Source organism: Streptomyces sp. NPDC001858, assembly GCF_053594615.1.
The window spans coordinates 24,766-46,411 of record NZ_JBSFEV010000011.1 but is presented as its reverse complement, the minus strand read 5'-3'; the positions used below and the strand labels follow the sequence as shown (position 1 = coordinate 46,411).

Sequence of the window (21,646 nt, the reverse complement as noted above, 5' to 3'; positions counted from 1 at the left end):
ATGGAAGCGGTACTCACCCACCTCCGCGGCGCCATCGAACGCGGCGAGTACGCCATCGGCGACAAGCTTCCCTCCGAGGCCGAGCTCTGCCGCACCCTCGAGGTGTCCCGGCCCGTGCTGCGCGAGTCCCTGCGCGCCCTGCAGACCATGGGCCTGACGGTCGCCAAGACCGGCAAGGGCACGTTCGTGATCGCGAACACCGTCGAGGACCCCACCTTCGGCGACTACGCGGCCAGCGACCTGCTCGAGGTCCGCCGGCACGTCGAGATCCCGGTCGCCGGGTACGCGGCCCTGCGCCGCACCCCGGAGAACCTGGACCACCTGGCCCATCTCCTCGACCGCATGGAGGGGGAGACGGACACCACCGCCTGGGTCGCGATGGACACCCTCTTCCACCTGGCCGTCGCCGAAGCCGCCCAGAACCCGGTCTTCCGCCGGGTCATCGAGGAGATCCGCGACGCACTGGCGCGTCAGTCGGCCTTCCTCAACGAGCTGGGCGGCCGACGCGAGCAGTCCAACCGCGAGCACCGGGCGATCGTCGAGGCCCTGATCGACGGTTCCGAGCCCGACGCGGTGGAGGCCATGAGCCACCACCTCGACCGCGTCGAGACGACCCTCACCGACATCGTGCGTGCCCCGCGCACGGACACTCCCCTGGAAGGCGGACCCGAGCGTTGAGCGAACAGCACCTCAAAGACGAGACGCGCCCCTCGTCCCGCCACGTCGACGCCGGCGACCACGGCTACAGCAAGTCGCTGAAGCACCGGCACGTCAACATGATCGCCATCGGCGGCGCCATCGGCACCGGCCTCTTCCTCGGCGCCGGCGGCAGGCTCGTCGACGCCGGGCCGTCCCTGTTCGTCGCGTACGCCGTCTGCGGCCTCTTCGCGTTCCTCGTCGTGCGCGCCCTGGGCGAACTCGTCCTGTACCGGCCCTCGTCCGGCGCCTTCGTGTCGTACGCCCGCGAGTTCCTCGGCGAGAAGGGCGCGTACGTCGCGGGCTGGATGTACTTCCTGAACTGGGCCACCACCGGCATCGCCGACATCACCGCGGTGGCCGTCTACACCCACTACTGGGGCATGTTCTCCGACATCCCGCAGTGGGTGATCGCGCTGATCGCACTGGCCGTGGTCCTCACGGTGAACCTGATCTCGGTGAAACTGTTCGGCGAACTGGAGTTCTGGTTCGCGATCATCAAGGTCAGCGCGCTCGTCGTCTTCATGCTCATCGGCATCTTCCTGCTGGTCACCCAGCACCCCGTCGACGGCAGCACGCCCGGCCCGTCCCTGATCACCGACAACGGCGGCCTCTTCCCCAACGGCCTGCTGCCCATGCTGCTGATCATCCAGGGCGTCGTCTTCGCCTACGCCTCGGTCGAACTGGTCGGCGTCGCCGCGGGCGAGACCGAGAACCCCGAGAAGATCATGCCCAAGGCGATCAACTCGATCATGTGGCGGGTGGGCCTCTTCTACGTCGGCTCGGTCGTCCTGCTGTCGATGCTGCTGCCGTGGAACAAGTACACGTCCGGCGAGAGCCCCTTCGTGACGGTCCTGTCCAACATCGGCATCCCGGCGGCGGGCGGCGTGATGAACCTCGTCGTCCTCACCGCGGCCATGTCCTCGCTCAACTCCGGCCTGTACTCCACCGGCCGCATCCTGCGCTCCATGGCGATGTCCGGCTCCGCGCCGAAGTTCACCGGCGTGATGAGCCGCAGCCAGGTCCCCTACGGCGGCATTCTGCTCACCAGCGGTATCTGCGTCCTGGGCGTCGGTCTGAACTTCGTGGTCCCGGCGGACGCCTTCGAGATCGTCCTGAACTTTGCGGCGATCGGCATCCTCTCCACCTGGGGCATGATCATGATCTGTCACCTCGTCTTCTGGCAGAAGACCCAAAAGGGCGAGTTGACCCGCCCGATCTATCGCCTCCCGGGCTCCCCCTGGACCGAACTCGTGACGCTCTTCTTCCTCGCCTCGGTCCTGGTCCTCATGTACGCCGACGGCGGCGCCGGACGCACCACCGTGCTGTGCCTGCCGCTGATCGTCGCGGCGCTCGTGGCCGGCTGGTACGCCGTCCGCCGCAACCTCGCCCGCACCGCGGCCCGGGCCGACAGGGCCGACGCATGACCCCGGTGCCGCACCCCGACCACCCTCGAACGATCCAGGCAGTGATGTACAGCAGTTCCCTCGCCGACGCCCCCGCGATCCGCGAACCCCTGCACGCACCCGTCGCCCACCTCGTCCGCGGCGGGGTGACCGAGGGCGTCCACTACGGCTCCGTCGTCGTCCTCGGCGCCGACGGCGCGGTCGAGTTCCAGCTCGGCGACATCGAGGCCGCCTGCTACCCGCGCTCGGCGCTCAAGCCCGTCCAGGCCGTCGCCATGGTCCGGGCCGGGCTGCCGCTCGACGGCGAGCTGCTCTCGCTCGCCGCCGCCAGCCACTCCGGCGAGGAACGGCATCTCGCCGGGACCCGCCGGATCCTGGAGCTGGCCGGCGTCACCGAGGACGACCTGCGCAACGTCACGGACCTGCCGTACGGGCCCGCGGTCCGCGACGCGTGGATCCGGGACGGCCGCGCGCCCTCCCGGCTCGCCCAGAACTGCTCCGGCAAGCACGCGGCGATGCTGTACACCTGCAAACTCAACGGCTGGTCCCTGGACGACTACCTCGACCCGGAGCACCCGCTCCAGCAGGCGATCGCCGAGATCGTCGAGGACCTCACCGGACAGCGGATCGCCCGGGTCACCGTCGACGGGTGCGGCGCCCCCCTCTTCTCCGTCTCCCTGCACGGCCTCGCCCGCTCCGCCGCCCGCATCACCACGGCGGCCCCGGGCACCCCCGAGGCCCGGGTCGCGGACGCCATGCGCGACCACGCCGAGATGGCCTCCGGCGCCGGCCGGGACGTCGCCGCCCTGATGCGGGCCGTCCCCGGACTGCTCGCCAAGGACGGCTTCGAGGGCGTCGAGGTCGCCGCCCTGCCCGACGGGCGTGCCGTCGCCGTCAAGATCTCCGACGGCGCGAACCGGGCGCGGGTTCCGGTCACCGCGGCCGCGCTCGCCCGGGCCGGCGTCGAGCCGGGGCTGCTCGCCGAGTTCGCGGGTGAGGTGCTTCTTGGCGGGGGCCGGCCGGTCGGCGCCGTCCGCCCGGTCCGCGCCCTGGACCCGGTCACTGTGCCGACCTGCGCGTAGTGCTTTGGCTGCGGGTCCGTTGTGGCTGGTCGCGCAGTTCCCCGCGCCCCTTACGGGGCGCTCCTCACTCTCTTGAAACAGGACCCATGACTGTTCGCAGCGAACATGATCTGCTGGGTGATCGGGACGTTCCCGTGGACGCGTACTGGGGTGTTCACACCCTGCGTGCCACCGAGAACTTTCCCATCACCGGTACGCCGATCTCCGCCTACCCGCACCTCATCGACGCCCTCGCCGCCGTCAAGGAGGCCGCCGCCCTGGCCAACGAGGAGCTCGGGCTGCTCGCGCCGGACAAGGCGGCCGCCATCGTCGCCGCCTGCCGGGAGATCCGGGACGGCAAGCTGCACGACCAGTTCGTCGTGGATGTCATCCAGGGCGGCGCCGGCACCTCGACCAACATGAACGCCAACGAGGTCGTCGCCAACCGGGCCCTCGAACTGCTGGGGCACGAGAAGGGGCAGTACGCGTACCTGCACCCCAACGAGGACGTCAACCTCGGGCAGTCGACGAACGACGTCTATCCGACCGCCGTCAAGATCGCGACCGTCTTCGCGGTGCGCGGGCTGCTCAAGGCGATGGCCGTCCTCCAGGACGCGTTCGCCCGTAAGGCCGTCGAGTTCCGCCATGTGCTCAAGATGGGCCGCACGCAGTTGCAGGACGCGGTCCCCATGACGCTCGGTCAGGAGTTCTCCGCCTACGCCGTCATGATCGACGAGGACCGCCACCGTCTCGACGAGGCCGTCCAGTTGATCCATGAGATCAACCTCGGCGCCACGGCGATCGGGACCGCGCTCAACGCGCCCGCCGGATACGCCGAGTCGGCCCGCCGCCACCTCGCCGAGATCACCGGGTTGCCGCTCGTCACCGCTGCCAACCTCGTCGAGGCCACCCAGGACTGCGGGGCGTTCGTCCAGATGTCCGGCGTGCTCAAGCGCGTCGCCGTCAAGCTCAGCAAGAGCTGCAACGACCTGCGGCTGCTGTCCTCCGGTCCGCGGGCCGGCCTCGGCGAGATCAACCTGCCGCCCGTGCAGGCCGGTTCGTCCATCATGCCCGGCAAGGTCAACCCGGTGATCCCCGAGGTCGTCAACCAGGTCGCCTTCGAGGTGATCGGCAATGACGTCACCATCACCATGGCCGCCGAGGCCGGACAGCTCCAGCTCAACGCCTTCGAGCCGATCATCCTGCACTCCCTCTCCGAGTCCCTCACCCATCTGCGCGCCGCCTGCCTCACCCTCGCCGAGCGCTGTGTGGACGGCATCACCGCCAACACCGAGGCGCTGCGCGCCAGCGTCGAGAACTCCATCGGCCTGGTCACCGCCCTCAACCCGCACATCGGGTACACGGCGGCCACCGACATCGCCAAGGAGGCCCTCGCCACCGGCCGCGGCGTGGCCGAACTCGTCCTGGAGAAGGGCCTGTTGCCCGCCGATCGACTCGCCGACCTGCTGCGTCCCGAGGTGCTCGCGGGCAGCGGATCCGGTATCGCCTGAGCCGCGGCCGCGCACCAGGACCGGCCCGGAGGCACAATGGCGATCATGGCAACGACGTCGTCCCTCGCCTTCCAGCCGGTCCTGGAACGCATCGCCGAGGAGATGGAGCGCACCCCGGGCCGCGGCCGCCCCGCCGACTACATCCCGGCGCTCGCCGCCTGCGACCCGCGGCGGTTCGGCATGGCCGTCGCGGAGCTGGACGGCACGGTGTACGGCGTGGGGGACTGGCGGGAGCCGTTCTCCACGCAGTCCCTCACCAAGGTGTTCACCCTCGCCCTCGATCTGGCCCGCGAGGGCGACGCCCTCTGGGAGCACGTGGGCCGCGAGCCCTCCGGCAACCCCTTCAACTCGCTGGTCCAGCTGGAGTACGAGGCCGGCATCCCGCGCAACCCGTTCATCAACGCGGGCGCGCTCGTCGTCACCGACCGCCTCCAGACCCGTACCGGGGACGCGGCCGGCGAACTCCTCGCCTTCCTGCGCGCCGAGAGCGGCAACCCCGCGCTGGACTTCGACGCGGAGGTCGCCGCCTCCGAATCGAGGCACGGCGACCGGAACGCCGCCCTCGCCCATTTCATGGCGTCCTACGGCAACATCGACAACGACGTGCCGGTCCTTCTCGACCAGTACTTCCGGCAGTGCTCCCTCACCGCCTCCTGCGCCGACCTCGCCCTGGCCACCGGCTTCCTCGCCCGGCACGGCATCCGCGCCGACGGCAGCCGGCTGCTCACCCGCAGCCAGGCCAAGCAGGTCAACGCGGTGATGCTGACCTGCGGCACCTACGACGCGGCCGGCGAGTTCGCCTACCGGGTCGGGCTGCCCGGCAAGAGCGGTGTCGGCGGCGGCATCGTCGCCGTCGTACCGGGCCGCTGCACGCTGTGCGTCTGGAGCCCGGGGCTCGACGAGCGCGGCAACTCGGTGGCGGGAGTGGCCGCGCTGGAGCGGTTCACCACGCTCACCGGCCTCTCGGTGTTCTGAGCCCGCGGGCCCGCGGCCGGGCGCTCACGCGGCGGTCACACACAGGCTGCCGCCCGGAGGCCGGGACGTCGCTCCCCGGCCACACTGCGTTGACACCCTGTCGGAGTGTCGGCCAAGGCGTTTCCCCTCGATCTCCGTCGCTGCCAGGTACTGGGCCTGGCCGGCACGGCCACTCTCGCGCTCGGCGGCGAGACGGCCGGTGCGCTGCCGGCCCGTGAGCTCCTGGCCCCGTCCTCGGTGCATGCCGTGCTCGGCCTGGTCGGCGTGTACTTCGGGCTGGTGCTGCTGACCGCCGCCTGGATCCTCCTGGGCCGGCTGGTGCGCAGCCTGGATCCGCCCAGCCCGCGCGCCCTCGTCCTGGTCCTCGTCGTCTGGGCCGCGCCGCTGCTGATCGCGCCGCCGTTGTTCAGCCGGGACGTGTACAGCTATCTGGCCCAGGGCGCCATGGTCGACGCGCACCTCGACGTGTACGCGCACGGCCCGGCCATGCTCGGCGGTCCGCTCGCCGCCGAGGTCGCTCCCCTGTGGCAGCACACCGGAGCCCCCTACGGCCCGGTCTTCCTCGCCCTGGCCGCCGGTCTGTCCGCGCTGACCCGGGGTGCGCTCTCCGCCGGGCTCGTCGGCATGCGGTGCGTCGCGCTGTTCGGGGTGGCGCTGATGACCGCGGCGCTGCCCCGGCTGGCCCGGCACAGCGGGGCCGACCCGGGCGCCGCGCTGTGGCTCGGCGTCCTCAATCCGCTGGTGCTGCTGCACCTGGTGGCCGGCGCCCACAACGACGCGATCATGCTGGGGCTGCTCGGCGTCGGCCTGGTCGCGGCGCTCGGCCGCCGTCCGCTGCTGGGGGCCGTGCTGGTCACCCTCGCGGCCCTGGTCAAGGCGCCGGCCGCGCTGGGCCTCGTCGCGATCGTGGTGCTGCAACTGCGCGCGGGCCGTCGGCCGGCGCCCGCCCTGCTGACGACCGGGGGCGCGGCCGCCGTGACCACGGTCGCCGCGACCGCCGTCGCGGGCACGGGATACGGCTGGATAGCGGCCCTGGACACCCCGGTCTCCGCGCACAACTGGGCGCTGACCAGCCTGCTCGGCCGCGCCACCCGCGCCCTCCTGGAGGAGCTCGGCAGCGATCTGGCGCCGCTGGCCGTCCCCGCCTGGCACATCCTGGGGCTGGTGGTCACGGCCGTCGCCCTGGTCGCCATCTGGTGGCGGCTGCGCCCCCGCCCGGTGTACGCGCTCGGTCTGAGCCTCGCCACGGTGGCGGCGTTCGGTCCGGCGATCCGCCCCTGGTATGCGCTGTGGGGCCTGTTCCTGATAGCCGCGGCGGCCCCCGACACCTTGATACGGCACCGGATGGCGGCCGTGGCGGGCGTCCTCGCCCTGGCCGTGCTGCCCGACGGGGGCCCGGTGGACGGCGGCCGGCTGCTGCTGGCCGTGTCCGGCGGCGCCCTCGCCGTGGTCGTCCTGTGGCAGGCCCGCCTCGCCGCACAGGCGCCGACCGCGCTGGGACGCCCGGCATGAGATCCCTGGACCTGAAGGGTGTGCGGGCGCCCCGCACCGATCGCGGCCGGCTGTTCCTGGTGCTCACGCTGGCCGCCGCCGTCGCCCTCTTCACCGCGACCGTGCCCCTGCTCCGGGACTGGTTCGATCTGCGCGTCTACTACGGCACCGTCAACAGCTGGACGCACGACGGCGGCCGCGTCTACGACTACCGGGTGCCGGGCACGCAGTACGGCTTCACCTACCCTCCGTTCGCGGCCGTCGTCATGCTGCCCATGGCGCTCGTCGGCCTGCGCACCGCGATCGTGACCGCCCTGCTGCTCAACCTGGCGGCGCTGGCCGTCGTCGTACGGGTGGTGGTCGGGCCGCACTGGCGGCGCTACGGCTGGTACGGCGCCGGCCTCGCCGGCTGCGCGCTCGCGCTGTTCGAACCGCTGCGCGACACCTTCAGCTTCGGCCAGGTCAACGTGCTGCTGCTGGCCCTGGTGCTGACCGACGCCTGGCTGCTGGCGACCGGCCGGACCCGCTGGGCCGGGATCGGCATCGGCCTGGCGGCGGCGGTCAAGCTCACGCCCGCCCTCTTCATCGGCCTGCTGCTGGTCGCCCGACGCCGGCGAGCCGCCGCCCTGGCCACGGCCGTGGCGGGCGCCGCCACCGGGCTCGCGGCCGTGGTCGCCCCGGACGCCTCCCGCTTCTACTGGACGCAGGCCATGTGGGACACCTCCCGGGTGGGCCGGCTCGACTATGTCTCGAACCAGTCGCTGCAGGGCGTCCTGGCCCGGTTGGGCGTCGAGAGCCGGGCCGTCTGGGCGGTTCTGGTCCTGGTCGTGCTGGGCTGGTGGGCGTGGCGGGCCCGGCGGGCGGTGGCCGCGGGGGAGTGGCTCACCGCCTTCGCACTCACCGGCCTCACCGCCTGCCTGGTCAGCCCGGTCACCTGGGTGCACCATCTGGTCTGGCTGCTGCCGGCCTTCGGCGTGCTGATCCGCGCGGGGCGCCCACGGGTCGCGGGCGCCCTGTACGCGACGCTGTGCACCAGCGTGGTGTGGCTGTGGTTCGACGACTCGTCGGGCGTCGGCGGCTTCCTCGGCAGCAACGTCTACACCTGGATCACGCTGGGCCTGCTGGTGTGGCTGCCGGTCGGTCAGCTGCCCGAGGGCCGGCGCACCACGAGCCGCAGCAGCAGCGCCACGGCGGCCCCGCCCAGCGCGGCGGCGCCCACGACGAGCGCCGCGTCCGACCAGCCGGGTGCGGCGCCGGCAGCGACCGCGGCGGCCTTGGCGGGCGCCGGCGCGGAGCCAGCGCCCGGCTGCGCGCCAGGTTCCGCGCCCGGTTCCGCGCCTGTCTCCGGTCCCGGCTGGGGTGCGGGGCGCGGGCGGGCCCGCAGGGCGTCCAGCGAGCCCACCGGATCGACCCGCCCGGCGGCCTCGAACCCCCAGTCCAGCAGCTCGCGCGCCTCCTCGTAGACGGCGTGGCCGCCGCCCGCCTGAGGGTTCATCACCGTCACCACGAGGGTGCGTCCGTCCTGGCGGGCGGCGGCGACCAGGGTGTTGCCGGCGTGGCTGGTGTAGCCGTTCTTGATCCCGATCAGCCCCGGATACGGCTCGACGCCGTCCGCCCCGGTCAGCAGCCGGTTGGTGTTCGTGATCTCGTACGACCCGCGCCCGTCGCCCGGGAACCAGGAGTCCACGGTGGCGCAGTACCGCGCGAAGTCCGCGTTGCGCAGTCCGGCCCGCCCGAACACCGCGAGGTCGTAGGCCGACGACACCTGGCCCGGGGTGTCGTAGCCGTCCGGCGACCGCACATGGGTGTCGAGAGCGCCCAGGGACCGGGCCTTGTCCTGCATCCGGGCGGCCGTGTCGTCCCAGCCGCCGCTGAGCGCGGCCAGGACGTGGACGGCGTCGTTGCCGGAGTTGAGGAACACCCCGCGCCACAGGTCGGCCACCTCGTACGTGCGGCCCTCGGCGACCCCGACGAGGCTGCTGCCGGGGCCGATGCCCATCAGCTCCTCCTCGCTCACCGTGTGCCGGATCCCGGCGGGCAGGACCGGCAGCACCGTGAGGGCGAAGAGGGTCTTGAGCGTGCTGGCCGGGGGCAGTCTGCGATGCGCGTTCGACGCGGCGAGCACCTCGCCGGTGTGCGCGTCGGCCACCAGCCAGGACAGCGCGGAGACGTCGGGGACCTCGGGGGCGTCCCGGTGGGACCGGACCAGGGTGCCGGAGCGGTACAGCAGGGCCGGCCGCGGCACGGTCACCCGTGGCTGCGCGGTCCCCGGCCCGCCGGTTCCGCCGGTTCCGCCCGGCGCCACGGCAGCGGCCGGACCGAGGGCGAGAACGCCCGCCACACAGAACGCGCAGGCCGTCACAGCGACCCGGGAAGAGAATCCGATCGTCATACGATCAACGTAGGAATGAACCGCCCGTTCCCCCCGCTGCCCGTGCCGGACGGCCACCCCCGAGCACCCGGATGCCGCAGCGCTGACATCTGCGGCTCCGCCGCGAAACGAGACGGCCCATCGCCGCACTTCCGGCGGTGCGCCGATCCGCCGGACACCGGGCCCGCGGGGAACTGCGCGCCCAGCCACGACGCCGCCGCACCGGAACGGCGCATCGCGGCACTTCCGGCGGTGCGCCGATCCGCCGGACACCGGGCCCGCGGCAGTGCCCTGAAGGGGCGCGGGGAACTGCGCGCCCAGCCACCACGGCGCCGCAGCGCAACGACGGCCCATCGCGGCACTTCCGGCGGAGCGCCAAACCGTCGGACACCGGGCCCTCGGCAGTGCCCTGAAGGGGCGCGGGGAACTGCGTGCCCAGCCACAACGGCGCCGCAGCGCAACGAGACGGCACATCGCGGCACCTCCAGCGGAGCGCCTACGCGGAGGGCAGCGTCGGCTGGATGCGCCGCAGGAACGTCGCGTTGTCCGGCGTCTCGCGCAGCCGCTGCAGCAGCGTCTCCAGGTTGGCCTGGCCGTCCCGGGTCTGCAGCGCCCGGCGCAGCCCGCGCACGGTCGTCAACTCGCCGGGGGAGAGCAGGAGTTCCTCGCGGCGGGTGCCGGAGCCGTTGATGTCGACGGCCGGGAAGACCCGGCGGGAGGCCACTTCGCGGTCGAGGCGCAGCTCCATGTTGCCGGTGCCCTTCAGCTCCTCGAAGTAGAAGCCGTCGGCGCGGGAGCCCGTTTCGACCAGCGCGGTGGCCAGCACGGTGAGCGAGCCGCCCTCCTCGGCCGCGCGCGCCGCGCCGAAGAACCGCTTCGGGCCGACCAGCGCGGTCGCGTCGACCCCGCCGCTCAGGGTGCGGCCCCCGGCGGCGGCCGCGTTGTTGTGGGCCCGGCACAGCCGGGTCAGCGAATCGAGGAGGATCACGACGTCCTCCCCGGCCTCGACGAGCCGCTTGGCCCGCTCGATGACGAGCTCGGCGAGGGCGATGTGCTGCTTGGGCGCCTGGTCGAACGTCGAGGCGTACACCTCGCCGCGCACCGAGCGCCGCATGTCGGTGACCTCCTCGGGTCGCTCGTCGAGCAGCACGACCATCAGCCGTGCCTCGGGGTGGTTGCCGGCGACGGCGGCGGCGATCTGCTGGAGCAGCACGGTCTTGCCGGTCTTGGGCGGGGCGACGATCAGCCCGCGCTGGCCCTTGCCGACGGGGGAGATCAGGTCGGTGACCCGACCGGTCAGTCCGGCCGCCGGGTGTTCGAGCCGCAGCCGTTCGTGCGGGTGCACCGGCGTCAGATCACGGAAGTCCCGGCGGCCCCGCAGGGCTTCGGGCGTACGGCCGTTGACGCGGGCGACCTCGGTCAGGGCGCGCTGGGTACCGCGCACCCCTTCCACGACGTCGCCCCTGCGCAGGCCGTGACGGCGGATCAGCGCGGCCGGGACCTGGAGGTCGGCGGGCGTGGGCAGGCAGTCCGCGGAGCGCAGGTGCCCCTTCCCGCTCGCGTCGATGTCGAGGACACCGGCGGCGACCCGGGCCGGAGGCTGCTGCTGTACATGGGGGTGTTCGAGAGTGGTGGTCATGGTGGCCGGTCCTTTCACGGACGGAAGGCATGAGGCATGCGAAGAGGGGGAGAGCAGCCGCGAAGGGAGGGCGCACGGCGCGCCTCGGGCGGCGGAAACAGCACCTCGGCCACGGCGGAAACGAACCGGAGGTCGAGCTGTTGCGGGAAAGCCGCTGCACCGGCCGGAGACGGCGGGTGACACGGCGGAAGGAGAATGAACTGGCACCGGGGCCCTGAAAGGGCGTACACAAGTGCTGACGGCACTGTAGCACACCATCGGCACTCCGGTCGGTCTCACCCGGTTCAACACGACCGGGCCGCCGCTTGTTCCCGGACGCCGGCCTGTCGCCGCCGCATACCAGCCATACGAACCCCCGATGCCCCCGGAGCGACGCATTTCTTGTTCCGGCGAAAGGCCCTCCCTACGCTGCCACCACCGCACTTGGGCGGCATGAACAAGGGACTTGGGCAATCATGGGTCGACTGGCGGGGAAAATCGCCTTCATCAGCGGCACGGGAGCCGGAATAGGACGTGCGGCGGCACTGGTATTCGCTGCGGAAGGGGCCAGTGTATTCGGCTGCGACATCGACGCCGACGGTGACGCGGAAACCGTCGAACTCGTCGCGAAGGCCGGGGGAGTCATGCGCTCCCACGCCCCCGTCGATCTGTCCACGGAAGCGGGCGCCAAGGAGTGGATCGAGGCCGGCACAGCGGCCTACGGCGGAATCGACATCCTCTACAACAACGCCTCGGCGCTGCGGAACGGCCCGTTCGACACCCAGCCCGTCGAGGACTGGTACTTCACGCTCCGCAACGAACTCGACATCCCCTACTTCTGCACCCGCGCCGCCTGGCCGCACCTGATCGCGCGCGGCGGCGGGGCCGTGCTCAACGTCGCGTCGGTGGCCGCCGTGCGCGGCGCGCCGTTCCTGCCGATGGTGCCGCACGGCGCCGCGAAGGGCGGGGTGCTGGCCATGAGCAAGCACCTGTGCGCGGCCGGCGCCCCGCACCGCATCCGGGTCAACACCATCGCCCCCGGCATGACCCGCACCTCGGCCACCGCGCCCTTCCTCGACGACCCCGAGGGGCCGAGGGCGCAGCTGGAGGCCCGGATCCCGGTCGGCCGGATCGCCGAACCGGAGGACATCGCCCGGGTCGCCGCCTTCCTCTGCAGCGACGAGGCCGCCTTCGTCAACGGCGCCAACCTCATGGTGGACGGCGGCGACAGCGCGATGGCGGGCTGAACGCAGGTGGCCACCCGACTCGACCACGTGGGCGTCAACGTGCGCGATCTGGACGCCCAGACCACCTGGTACAAGGCCGCGTTCGGGCTGAGGACCGTCTTCGAGTTCCGGCTCGACGGGCCCGGCCTCGCCGGCGTCGTCCTGGAACACCCGTACGGCTGGCGCATCGAACTGCTGGCCCGCCCCGGCTCCGCGCCGGGCCTGCGGGCCCCGGATCCGCTGACCGCGGCCCTCACCGAAGGCTATGGGCACTTCGCGGTCACCACCCCCGAACTCGACCCCGTCCACGCGGCCCTGCTGGCCCACGGAGCGGGCGAGGCCCTGGCGCCCGGACCGTCCCCCGAACCCGGTGTGCGCATGGCCTGGGTCACCGACCCAGAGGGAAATCTCATCGAACTCATAGAGCGACTAGAGCGACGGAGTACGGAATGACGAGCGTGCTGAAAAGACTCGACAGGGGAACACTCATCGCCTGCTGTCTGGCCGTTGCCGCCGCGCAGCTGTGTATTACCGTCCCCTCGCCCATCAACGGAGAAATACAGGCGGCATTCGGGGCCTCCGGTTCCCAGGTCGCCTGGGTCACCTCCGCCTTCATTCTGCCCACCGCCATTCTCGAGCTGAATTTCGGCGTGGTCGGCGATCTCTTCGGCCGCAAACGCCTGCTGGTGCTCGGCGGGCTCGTGCTGGCGCTCGGCGAACTCCTCAACGCCACCGCGCAGAGCATCACCATGCTGTGGGTCGGCCAGGCCCTCGCGGGCATCGGCGCGGCCGCGCTCTTCCCCAGCTCCCTCGCGGTGATCGCGGCCGCCACCCCCGACGAGAAGGACCGGGCCAAGGCCGTCTCCACCTGGGCGCTCAGCATTTCCCTCGCCTCGGCCGCGGGCCCGCTGTCCTCCGGGGTGCTCGCCACGGTCGCCGACTTCCGGTGGGCGTTCGTGCCCCCGGTGATCCTCGGCCTGGTCGTCGCCGTCACCAGCCACTTCATGGTCACCGACTCCAAGGCGCCCGAGGGCCGCGCCCTGGACTGGCCCGGCCAGATCACCGTCGCCGTCGGCCTCACCGCCCTGCTCTGGGGCATCATCGAGGGCGGCGAGCGGGGCTGGAGCAGCCCGGCCATCGTCGGCTCCCTCACCCTGGCCGCGGTGTCGCTCGTCGCGTTCGTCGTCGTGGAGCAGCGGGCCGCCTCGCCGATGTTCAACCTCGACCTGCTGAAGATCCCGTCGTTCGCGGCCGCCGCCGTGGTCGCGCTGGCCGGCATGTTCGGCTTCATCGGCACCGCCTACTGCGTCTCCATCCGCCTCGGCGCCGTCATGCACCTCAGCGCGCTGCGGGCCGGGATGCCGTTCGTGATCCTCCAACTGGTCCCGCTGCTCCTCGCGCCCGTCCTGAGCCGGATGCTCACCCGTGTCGAACCCCGCTGGCTCCTACATGGGCGGTCTGCTGCCGATGGCCGCCGGCCAGTTCTGGATCGCCGCCCTGCCCATCACCACCACCTCCCTCGCCGCCTTCATCGGCCCGGTGCTGCTGCTGGGCGTCGGCTTCATCTGCGTGGTCTCCTCGCTCACCTCCGCCGCCGTGAACGCCGTACCGCTCAACATGACCGGCATGGCCAGCGGCGCGACCAGCCTGGTGCGCGAGTTCGGCCAGGGTCTCGGCCCCGCCGTCATCAGCACCGTCGCCATGAGCGCCGCGTCCGCCGCGCTGGTGGGCAAGCTGAGCGGCGCCGACGCCGGGATGGAGGCGGCCGCGGGACCCCTCGCGGTCGTCAACGCCGGCAGCGACAGCGCCCGCGCGGCCGCCCGGACCGCCCTCGGTCACGGCATGGCCGTCGGCGTGGTGATCTGCGGCTGCGCCTCGCTGCTGGGCGCGCTGGTCACCCTGCTGCTGGTCCGCAAGAGCACCGTGCGCGCCACGGTGACGGCGCCCGCGCAGGCGGCCTCCGTCTGACCCCTGCGTGCGGCGCAGACACAGGGAAGAGGCCGGGCGAAAGTCCCGGCCTCTTTCAGGTTTGCCACAGATGTCCCCAGAGGGTAACGATCCGTGACGGCAGGGTACTTGACAGCTATTACTGCACTATCTTCACGTCATGTCCACGCCGCCTCAGCCTCCGCAGCAGCCGGAGCAGCCGTCCGGGGCGCCGGCCCAGCCGAGCGCGTACCCCTATCCGAATCCGCAATCGCCGGCCCCCGGCGGGCCGTTGGGTTTCCCGCCGGCGGCGCCCGCGACCCAAGCCGGTCAGCAGAGCGTCTACGCCCAGCCGACCCTGGTCGGGCAGCCCGCCCAACCCCAGCCCGGCAATCCCTACGCCCAGCCCGGCCAGTACCCCGTCGTCGGCCCGCCGCCCACCGGGGGCGGCGGCGTCGGAAAAGCGGTCCTGTGGGCCGCCGTCGGCGCGCTCGTGGCGTCGGCCGCCTGGGCGGCCGGCGTCTTCCTGGTCAGCGCCGCGAACGACCCGGACCTGCGCGGCTACTCGGCCCCGTCCAACCTCTGCAACTCCGCCGACTACTCGTCGTTCCAGGACGAGTACCCGGAGGAGTACGGCACCCCGACGCACAACAACGTCGAGGACACCGCCCTCGACCAGGCGTACTGCAGCATCGGCCTGAAGAAGACCGGGTCCAGCTACTCGGACGCGTACCTCTCCATCCAGCTGGACCTGCACAAGAAGACCGACCCCGGGCCGGAGTTCACGGCCACCTGGAAGAACTACGGCGACAGCCACACGGGTTACGACGTGGAGGAGGTCACCGGCATCGGCGACGAGGCCTACATCGTCAGCGAGGACACCACCAGCGGCACCACCAGCGGCTCCCGCTACGCCACGCTCGCGGTCCGCGACGGCTGGGTCACGTACACCATGGGCTACAGCGCCTACCTGACCTCGTACGACGACGACAAGGACCCGCCGGAGCTCGACGAAGTCATCGACTGTCTGAAGACGGACACCAGGGCCACCCTGGACTCCCTCAGCGACTGACGTCCGCTCCCGGCTCGTGCGCGGTGGCCGACCCGCGGTCGGCCACCGGCGCGTCCAGCGCGTTCGTGATCGCCTTCACCCCGCCGTGCGCCGTGTACCCGCCGTCGACGGTGATCTCCGCGCCGTTGACGTACGACGCCTCGTCCGACAGCAGATAGACCACGAGCGGCGCCACCTCGTCGACCGAACCTGCGCGCCCCTGGGGCGTCATCGCCAGATGCGCCTCGACGAACACCGGGTTCGCGGACGCCATCAGCGGCGTCTCGATGTACCCGGGATGCACCAGGTTCGTGCGGATCCCCCGCGGCGCGAGCTCCAGCGCGGCCACCTTCGACAGGCCCCGCAACGCCCACTTGCTGGCCGTGTACGCGACCGCGTGATGAGCCGTCAGGGCGGCCACCGAGCCGACGTTGACGATGGCGGAGCCGGGCGGCATCAGCGGAGCGAGCGCCTGGATGCCCAGCAGCGCACCGGTCGTGTTCACCGCGAACGCCCGCTCCCAGTCGGCGAGTTCGACCTGCCCGAGCCGGGCCCGCACCGCGATGCCGGCATTGTTGACCAGGCCGTGCACGATCTCCAGCTCGTCCGCGAGCGCGGCCCAGTCGTCCGGCGACGACACGTCCAGCCGCCGATAGCGCACCTCCAGGCCGTCCGCGCGCAGGGCCGCCGCCAGCTTCTCGCCGGGCTCGTCCAGGACGTCGGTCGCGATCACCGTCGCGCCCTCGCGGGCGGCCGCCGTCGCCTCCGCGGCTCCCTGGCCCTGCGCTGCTCCGGTGACGACGACGGTACGGCCCGTCAGACGCGTACGGCTCACGGCTCCTCCATGTGGGACGCGGGACTGCTGCCCGTCCACGCTAGGGAGCCGCGGTCAGCTCCACCAACGCGTGTTCGCCATGGCTGGCATCCGCGGCGGCGATCACCGGCTCGTCCAGCGACGCGCCCACCCTGCGCACGGTCTCCCGCAGCCAGCTGTGCGCCGGGTCCGCGTGCCGGTTGTGGTGCCAGTACATGGCCTCCACCAGCGGCACGTCCGGGAACGGCGTCGGAACCACGGCACAGCGCGCGAAGCCCTCGTAGCGCAGCGCCAGCCGCTCGGGCACCAGGGCCACCAGGTCCGTGCCGGCCACCAGGAACGGCAGGACGCTGAACCCCGGCGTGCTGACCTGCACCTTCGGCACGATGCCGAGCGTCTCCAGCTGACGGTCGGTGGGCGTGAGGCTCTTGCCGATCGCGGACGCCGCGTGCGGCATCTCCGCCAGGTCGGCCAGCGTCAGCCGCCCGTCGACCAGCCGCTGGTTGTCGGGGTCGACGATGCACACGAACCGGTCGTGCATCACGGCCTCGCTCACACCGGGCAGCTGGTAGCCGAGCGGCACCACCATCAGGTCGTGGCAGCGCAGGTGCGTCTCCGTCTCCAGCTGACCGTCGACGATCGGGTGCACGTCGATCCGCACGCCGGGCGCCTCCTGCGCGATGACCCGCAGCAGCGGCTCCACCATCACCGTCATCACATAGTCGGACATGACCACGGAGAACCGCTGCCTGCTGCGCGACGGGTCGAAGTGCCGGGTCAGCGACAGCGCCTCCTCGGCCTTGTACAGCGAGGCCTGCACGACCGGCAGAAGCCGCTCCGCGAGCGGCGTCAGCTCGTACTCGCGGCCCATCCGGATCAGCAGCTCGTCGTTGAAATGGCGGCGCAGCCGGGCCAGCGAGCCGCTCATCGCGGACTGGCTGGTGGACAGCCGCACCCCGGCATGGGTGACGTTCCGCTCCTCCAGAAGAGCTTCCAGCGCCACCAGAAGATTCAGGTCGATCGCTCCGAGACCCATGTCTGTCCCCTTCCGGCCGCGCCGCGTCCTTGAAGCTCGGTGGACCGGAGCGTAACCACCGGCGGCGCGCCGAGGAAGACCGCGGGACACAACTCACAGCGATCCGATAGCAGCCATCGAAGCCAGGGATACCCGCAGGTCACACCGTTTACGGCCGAGGCGTCCGGCCGCGCTTGCGGGCGCGCGGGAGATACGCGTCCGCACGGCCCGCCACGACCCGGTTGCGCAGCGTGCCCAGCCGCTCCACGGTCAGCTCCACCTCGTCGCCGGGCGTGAGCGGCGCCGGCGTGCGCTCCCCGAGCCGCCCCCAGTGCTCGGCCAGCGCGCCCCACCCGCAGGTGCCCGAGCCGAGGACGTCGCCGGGGCGCACCCACGCGTCCCGGGAGGCGTAGGCGACCATCTCCTCGAAGGTCCAGGAGACGTTGGCCAGGGTGTCCCGGCCGATCAGCTTCCCGTTGAGGCGGACCGTCATCTCCAGGTCCAGGAAACCGTCCGGGTCGCGCCGGTCCGCCACCTCGTCCGCGGTGACCAGGAACGGACCCAGCGTGTTGGCGAAGTCCTTGCCCTTGGAGAAGCCGAGCCCCAGGTTCTTCTCCGGTTTCTGCAGGTCCCGGGCCGACCAGTCGTTGAAGACCAGATAGCCGACGATCGTCTCGCGCGCCTGCTCCGGCGTGAGATCGCGCCCGGCGCGTCCGACGACCGCCCCGACCTCCAGCTCGAAGTCCAGCACCGAGCAACCGGCCGGCACCGCCACGTCGTCGTGGGCGCCATGGCCCGCGTGCGGGTTGGTGAAGTAGAAGTTGGGCGCCCGGTACCACTCCTGCGGCACGTGCTCCAGGCCGTCGAGCGACTTCGCCACGCCCTCGATATGCGCCTCGAACCCGACGAAGTCCCGGATCGACGGCGGCTTCAGCGGAGGCAGCAGCCGCACCTGATCCACCGTCAACTCACCGTGTCGCTCCAGGGCTTCGGCTCCCGCCTCCAGCAGGGCGCCCTGTTCGAGCAGTGCCAGGACGGTGTCGCCCTCGGGCAGCGGATGGACGACGCCGTCCCGCACCGCGCCGGCGCGCTCCACGCCCTCGTACTCGTATGTCGCGAACCGCATCGCTCAACTCTCCCAGTGGTTGGTGTTGGTGACGGCCCCGGCGCTGAGGTGGCCCGCGAACAGGCCCCCGGGGTCCCGGACGGCCCGTATCTCCTGCAGCCGCCGCCACTGCGCGTCCCCCATGAACCTCAACTGCCGCACGGTGAAGTCGGAGTCGCCGAGATACTGGCCGGCGGTCACCGGCTGCATGGCCGCCATCGCCGAGTCCAGCCAGGCCCGCAGCTCCTTGTCCCGGGCCGGGTCCTCATGGACGACGTAGGTGGCGCAGTAGATCTCCGACTGCAACGAGAAGGCCATGTCCGGGAGCTGCCGCAGCGGAGCCATGGAGAACCAGATGGTGAAGGTCCCCGGCGTCGGATGTCCGGTGAACGCCTCGCGGATCGCCGGGACCACCCGCTCCGCCGGGCCGCTCAGCCAGGCGTTGTCGACCAGATACCGGTGGCCCTCCGGGTTGGCGGTGCGCTGATTCGCCAACTGCTCCGCGAGCGTGGTCGGTTGGGCCTCGACCCGGAACAGTGCCCGCTCCGCGTACGGGTTGGCGTGCAGCGGGGCCAAAGCCTCGGCGGCCTGGGCGGGGGTGTCGGTCATCGACACGCCCGTCACCAGCAGCACGGGCGCGGCCGCCCCGGGCGGGGTCTGCGTCAGCGCGACGATCTCCACCAGGTCCGACACCGTGTGGTGCATGCCGTGCAGCCAGGTCATCACCTCGTCGAACAACTCCACCGGGTAGGCGTGGACCGTGTGCGCGAGATGCCGCGGCAGCGGGCGGGTGCGCAGATGGAAGCGGGTGACGACGCCGAAGAAGCCGGGGCCCGCCCCGCGCGCCGCCCAGAACAGATCGCTGTTGCGCTCCTCGTCCGCGCGCACCAGCTCGCCCTCGGCGGTCACGACGTCGATCGCGACGATGTTCTCCGCCGCCCAGCCCCAGCCGCGCGCGTTCCAGCCCTGCCCGCCCTGCAGCAGAAAGCCGCCGATGCCCACGGAGGGACAGTGCCCGCCGTTGAAGAAGCGCCCGAACTCGCCGAGATACGGGTTCAGTTCGTCGCCGCCCTTGACGCTGGGGGTGGCGGAGACGACCTCGGTCCGCGGATCGTAGGCCAGCTCGCGGAAGCCCCCGAGGTCGATCAGCAGCGCGTCCGCGCGCACCGACCAGGCGGCCCAGCTGTGCCCGCCCGAGCGGACGGCGACCTGCCAGCCGCGCTCCCGGGCGAGCCGGACGCCCTCGACGACGTCGTCCTCCGTCCGCGCCTCCAGCACGGCGGCGGGCAGCCGGTCCGACGGGCGGCGCGCGTTGAACACCCGCCCGAGGCACGCCTCCTCGAAGCCCTCGTCGCCGGCGAGACGCAGGGTGCCGGAGAACCTGTTCACGGGCGCCCTCACTTCATCGCGATCGGGTTGACGGGCGCGCCCACCGCGCCGGTGACCGGCAGCGGGGCCGCGACCAGCAGGAACTCATGGACGCCGTCCGCCGCGCAGTCCTCGGCGAGCGCCTCCAGATCCCACATCTCGCCCAGCGGCAGGCCCATGTTGGGAATGGCGATCTGGTGCAGCGGGGACATCGCCGGCTCGGCGAATTCGTACGGCCGTACCTCCAGACCCCAGGTGTCGGCGGCGATCGCCGCGATCTCCGTGCGGTGCAGCCAGCCCAGGGTGGTGAAGGACAGCCCGGGCGCGTCCCCCGCCGCGTAGGCCCCCCAGGAGCCGAGCCGCCGCACCCGGCCGAGCTGGCCGGTGCGCACCAGCACCAGGTCGCCGCGGCGCACGGTGGAGGTGGCGCCCTGCGCCTCGATCGTCGCGCGCAGATGCTCCTCCAGGACGGCGAAGCCGTCGGGGAGTTCGCCGTGCTCGTCGCCGAGGACACGGCCCACGTCCAGCAGGACCCCACGGCCGGTGAACGCGTCCGCCATGTGCTCGATGCCGGTGACCGAGTCCCCGTCGCCGTTCACGATGGTGCAGGAACGGCCGTTCCATGCCTGCTTGTTGTCGAAGATATGGCCCAGCCCGTCCCACTGCGTGGACGCCTGGAGGGGCATCACCACATGGTCGTCCGCGCCGCCGAACCCGTGCGGGAAGCCCTGGGTGCCCGCGGCCGCGTCGGAACCGGTGTCCTTCATGTAGTGCACGGGGTTGATCCGGCCGCGGAACCCGCGCTGCGGGCCCGCCTCGTTGAACTCCAGGGCGAGCGAGAAGGAACGCCCCCGGCGCACCAGCCCCGCCGCGTGGGCCCGGATCGCGTCGTCGAGGAAGTTCAGCGTGCCGAGCACGTCGTCCTCGCCCCAGCGACCCCAGTTGCGGTACGCGGAACGGGCCTTGGCCAGCTCCTCCTCGATGGGACCGAGGGTCATCGCGCATCTCCTTCGAGCAGCAGGTCGGTTGCGTTGCCGCCGGCGACGGCCGCCCGGTCGGCCGGGTCGAGGTCGGCCGAGTCCAGCCGGGCCAGCGGGTCGTCGACGCCCATGTCGAAGGGATGGTCGGTGCCGAGCACGACCCGGTCCGCGCCCACCTCCGCCACCAGCTGTCGCAGGGCGCGCGGGGTGTAGACGAGCGAGTCGAACCACATGCGCCGCAGATACGCGCTCGGCGGCTCCGCGCAGCCGCGGGCGTCCGCCCGGACCCGCCAGGCGTGGTCCGAGCGCCCGATGTACGTCGGCAGATAGCCGCCCCCGTGCGCGGCCACCAGCTTCAGCCCCGGGAACCGGTCGAGGACCCCGGTGAAGATCAGATGCGAGAGGGCCACCGCCGTCTCCACCGGCTGGCCGACCGTGTTGCCCAGGTAGTGCGTGGCGAGCCGGTCGCCCAGCGAGCAGCCCCACGGATGGACGAACACCACCGCCCCCAGCTCCTCGGCCGCCCGCCACACCGGGTCGTGCGCCCGGTTCGCGAGCTCCCTGCCGTTCACGGTCGTGGAGACGCTGACGCCGTGCAGCCCGTGCTCGCCGACCGCCGCCTCCAGCACGGTCACGGCCAGGTCGGGGTGCTGGAGCGGTATCGTGCCGAGCCCGTACAGCCGCCGCGGAGCCAGGGCGCAGTGCGCGGCGACGGCCTCGTTGACGGTGCGGGCCAGCCGGGCGGCCGTCGCCCGGCCCGTCCAGTAGTGGTGCATCGGCATCGGACCGACCACCTGCGCGTCGACGCCCATCGCGTCCAGGTCGGCCAGCCGCGCCGAGACGTCCGTCAACCTGACGCGCAGCCGCTCCAGTTGGGCGCGGTTGACGGCCAGCGAGGCGGGCGAATGGGCACGCTGTTCGGCGGCCAGCTCGGCGGCGAAGCCGGGGGTCCCCGCGACGATCGCGTCGGCGGCCGGGACGGCGAGGTGACCGTGGAAGTCCACGACGGGAGACGCGTCCGGACAACCGCCT

The 21,646-nt window shown here is 72.3% G+C and carries 18 protein-coding genes and 2 pseudogenes; 12 read left to right on the top strand and 8 right to left on the bottom strand.

Features of this window, described 5'->3' with window-relative positions:
• The 7 genes from ACWCPF_RS18170 (at position 1) to ACWCPF_RS18140 (ending at position 8,603) form a co-directional block, all read left to right on the top strand.
• Positions 1-678 carry a FadR/GntR family transcriptional regulator gene (locus ACWCPF_RS18170; protein WP_451046229.1) on the top strand — a complete coding sequence of 226 codons (678 nt, stop codon included), beginning with the start codon at positions 1-3 and terminating at the stop codon, positions 676-678.
• Positions 675-2,123, top strand: a complete 1,449-nt coding sequence (locus ACWCPF_RS18165) for an amino acid permease (protein WP_451046026.1) — start codon at positions 675-677, stop codon at positions 2,121-2,123. Before ACWCPF_RS18170 ends, ACWCPF_RS18165 begins: the two co-directional genes overlap by 4 nt.
• 44 nt (positions 2,124-2,167) lie before the next feature.
• Positions 2,168-3,184: an asparaginase gene (locus ACWCPF_RS18160; RefSeq protein WP_451046025.1), complete on the top strand. Its 1,017-nt coding sequence runs from the start codon at positions 2,168-2,170 to the stop codon at positions 3,182-3,184.
• 86 nt (positions 3,185-3,270) lie between these two features.
• Positions 3,271-4,674 (top strand): aspartate ammonia-lyase, encoded by a 1,404-nt coding sequence (gene aspA, locus ACWCPF_RS18155; protein WP_451046024.1) that lies wholly within the window; start codon positions 3,271-3,273, stop codon positions 4,672-4,674.
• Positions 4,675-4,710: 36 nt separating this feature from the next.
• The gene (locus ACWCPF_RS18150) at positions 4,711-5,649 is read left to right on the top strand and encodes a glutaminase (protein WP_451046023.1); all 939 of its coding nucleotides are present in this window, start codon (positions 4,711-4,713) and stop codon (positions 5,647-5,649) included.
• Between the two features lie 105 nt (positions 5,650-5,754).
• Positions 5,755-7,161, top strand: a complete 1,407-nt coding sequence (gene mptB / locus ACWCPF_RS18145) for a polyprenol phosphomannose-dependent alpha 1,6 mannosyltransferase MptB (protein WP_451046022.1) — start codon at positions 5,755-5,757, stop codon at positions 7,159-7,161.
• A gap of 20 nt (positions 7,162-7,181) precedes the next feature.
• Positions 7,182-8,603 carry a glycosyltransferase 87 family protein gene (locus ACWCPF_RS18140; protein ID WP_451046228.1) on the top strand — a complete coding sequence of 474 codons (1,422 nt, stop codon included), beginning with the start codon at positions 7,182-7,184 and terminating at the stop codon, positions 8,601-8,603.
• A 35-nt stretch (positions 8,604-8,638) separates the two neighbouring features.
• On the opposite strand, the pseudogene ACWCPF_RS18135 reads toward ACWCPF_RS18140, so the two are convergent.
• Together ACWCPF_RS18135 and rho are read right to left on the bottom strand one after the other, a co-directional pair.
• Positions 8,639-9,532: pseudogene (locus tag ACWCPF_RS18135) on the bottom strand (D-alanyl-D-alanine carboxypeptidase family protein); the annotation flags it as partial.
• A gap of 475 nt (positions 9,533-10,007) precedes the next feature.
• Positions 10,008-11,150, bottom strand: a complete 1,143-nt coding sequence (gene rho / locus ACWCPF_RS18130; RefSeq protein WP_451046021.1) for a transcription termination factor Rho — start codon at positions 11,148-11,150, stop codon at positions 10,008-10,010.
• A 455-nt stretch (positions 11,151-11,605) separates the two neighbouring features.
• Between rho and ACWCPF_RS18125 the strand changes: the two genes are divergently transcribed.
• The 5 genes and pseudogenes from ACWCPF_RS18125 to ACWCPF_RS18105 all read left to right on the top strand — a co-directional run bounded on the left by ACWCPF_RS18125 (position 11,606) and on the right by ACWCPF_RS18105 (position 15,353).
• Positions 11,606-12,376 carry an SDR family NAD(P)-dependent oxidoreductase gene (locus tag ACWCPF_RS18125; RefSeq protein ID WP_451046020.1) on the top strand — a complete coding sequence of 257 codons (771 nt, stop codon included), beginning with the start codon at positions 11,606-11,608 and terminating at the stop codon, positions 12,374-12,376.
• Between the two features lie 6 nt (positions 12,377-12,382).
• On the top strand, positions 12,383-12,808 hold the full coding sequence (locus tag ACWCPF_RS18120; RefSeq protein WP_451046019.1) for a VOC family protein: 426 nt from the start codon (positions 12,383-12,385) through the stop codon (positions 12,806-12,808).
• Positions 12,805-13,704, top strand: a pseudogene (locus tag ACWCPF_RS18115) (MFS transporter); the annotation flags it as partial. The gene ACWCPF_RS18120 and the pseudogene ACWCPF_RS18115, both read left to right, overlap by 4 nt.
• Positions 13,705-13,780: 76 nt before the next feature.
• Positions 13,781-14,323 carry a hypothetical protein gene (locus ACWCPF_RS18110; RefSeq protein ID WP_451046018.1) on the top strand — a complete coding sequence of 181 codons (543 nt, stop codon included), beginning with the start codon at positions 13,781-13,783 and terminating at the stop codon, positions 14,321-14,323.
• 139 nt (positions 14,324-14,462) lie between these two features.
• Positions 14,463-15,353: a hypothetical protein gene (locus tag ACWCPF_RS18105; RefSeq protein WP_451046017.1), complete on the top strand. Its 891-nt coding sequence runs from the start codon at positions 14,463-14,465 to the stop codon at positions 15,351-15,353.
• On the opposite strand, the gene ACWCPF_RS18100 is transcribed toward ACWCPF_RS18105, so the two are convergent.
• From ACWCPF_RS18100 to ACWCPF_RS18075, 6 genes are all read right to left on the bottom strand, one after another.
• The gene (locus ACWCPF_RS18100) at positions 15,343-16,167 is read right to left on the bottom strand and encodes an SDR family NAD(P)-dependent oxidoreductase (protein WP_451046016.1); all 825 of its coding nucleotides are present in this window, start codon (positions 16,165-16,167) and stop codon (positions 15,343-15,345) included. The two genes, ACWCPF_RS18105 and ACWCPF_RS18100, sit on opposite strands and share 11 nt — an antisense overlap.
• A 40-nt stretch (positions 16,168-16,207) precedes the next feature.
• Positions 16,208-17,182 carry a LysR family transcriptional regulator gene (locus ACWCPF_RS18095; RefSeq protein WP_451046015.1) on the bottom strand — a complete coding sequence of 325 codons (975 nt, stop codon included), beginning with the start codon at positions 17,180-17,182 and terminating at the stop codon, positions 16,208-16,210.
• 148 nt (positions 17,183-17,330) lie between these two features.
• The gene (locus tag ACWCPF_RS18090) at positions 17,331-18,287 is read right to left on the bottom strand and encodes a fumarylacetoacetate hydrolase family protein (RefSeq protein ID WP_451046014.1); all 957 of its coding nucleotides are present in this window, start codon (positions 18,285-18,287) and stop codon (positions 17,331-17,333) included.
• A 3-nt stretch (positions 18,288-18,290) separates the two neighbouring features.
• Positions 18,291-19,655 (bottom strand): FAD-binding oxidoreductase, encoded by a 1,365-nt coding sequence (locus tag ACWCPF_RS18085; RefSeq protein WP_451046013.1) that lies wholly within the window; start codon positions 19,653-19,655, stop codon positions 18,291-18,293.
• An 8-nt stretch (positions 19,656-19,663) separates the two neighbouring features.
• The gene (locus tag ACWCPF_RS18080; RefSeq protein WP_451046012.1) at positions 19,664-20,632 is read right to left on the bottom strand and encodes a cyclase family protein; all 969 of its coding nucleotides are present in this window, start codon (positions 20,630-20,632) and stop codon (positions 19,664-19,666) included.
• Complete coding sequence (locus ACWCPF_RS18075; protein ID WP_451046011.1) at positions 20,629-21,618, bottom strand: amidohydrolase family protein; 990 nt, start codon at positions 21,616-21,618, stop codon at positions 20,629-20,631. Before ACWCPF_RS18075 ends, ACWCPF_RS18080 begins: the two co-directional genes overlap by 4 nt.
• Positions 21,619-21,646 lie beyond the last annotated feature (28 nt).

Excerpts from the sequence above, each read along its gene's own strand:
- ACWCPF_RS18170 (WP_451046229.1), top strand. The coding sequence starts at position 1 with ATGGAAGCGGTACTCACCCACCTCCGCGGCGCCATCGAACGCGGCGAG.
- ACWCPF_RS18160 (WP_451046025.1), top strand. The coding sequence starts at position 2,168 with ATGTACAGCAGTTCCCTCGCCGACGCCCCCGCGATCCGCGAACCCCTG.
- aspA (WP_451046024.1), top strand. The coding sequence starts at position 3,271 with ATGACTGTTCGCAGCGAACATGATCTGCTGGGTGATCGGGACGTTCCC.
- ACWCPF_RS18150 (WP_451046023.1), top strand. The coding sequence starts at position 4,711 with ATGGCGATCATGGCAACGACGTCGTCCCTCGCCTTCCAGCCGGTCCTG.
- rho (WP_451046021.1), bottom strand. The coding sequence starts at position 11,150 with ATGACCACCACTCTCGAACACCCCCATGTACAGCAGCAGCCTCCGGCC.
- ACWCPF_RS18125 (WP_451046020.1), top strand. The coding sequence starts at position 11,606 with ATGGGTCGACTGGCGGGGAAAATCGCCTTCATCAGCGGCACGGGAGCC.
- ACWCPF_RS18105 (WP_451046017.1), top strand. The coding sequence starts at position 14,463 with ATGTCCACGCCGCCTCAGCCTCCGCAGCAGCCGGAGCAGCCGTCCGGG.
- ACWCPF_RS18095 (WP_451046015.1), bottom strand. The coding sequence starts at position 17,182 with ATGGGTCTCGGAGCGATCGACCTGAATCTTCTGGTGGCGCTGGAAGCT.
- ACWCPF_RS18090 (WP_451046014.1), bottom strand. The coding sequence starts at position 18,287 with ATGCGGTTCGCGACATACGAGTACGAGGGCGTGGAGCGCGCCGGCGCG.
- ACWCPF_RS18080 (WP_451046012.1), bottom strand. The coding sequence starts at position 20,632 with ATGACCCTCGGTCCCATCGAGGAGGAGCTGGCCAAGGCCCGTTCCGCG.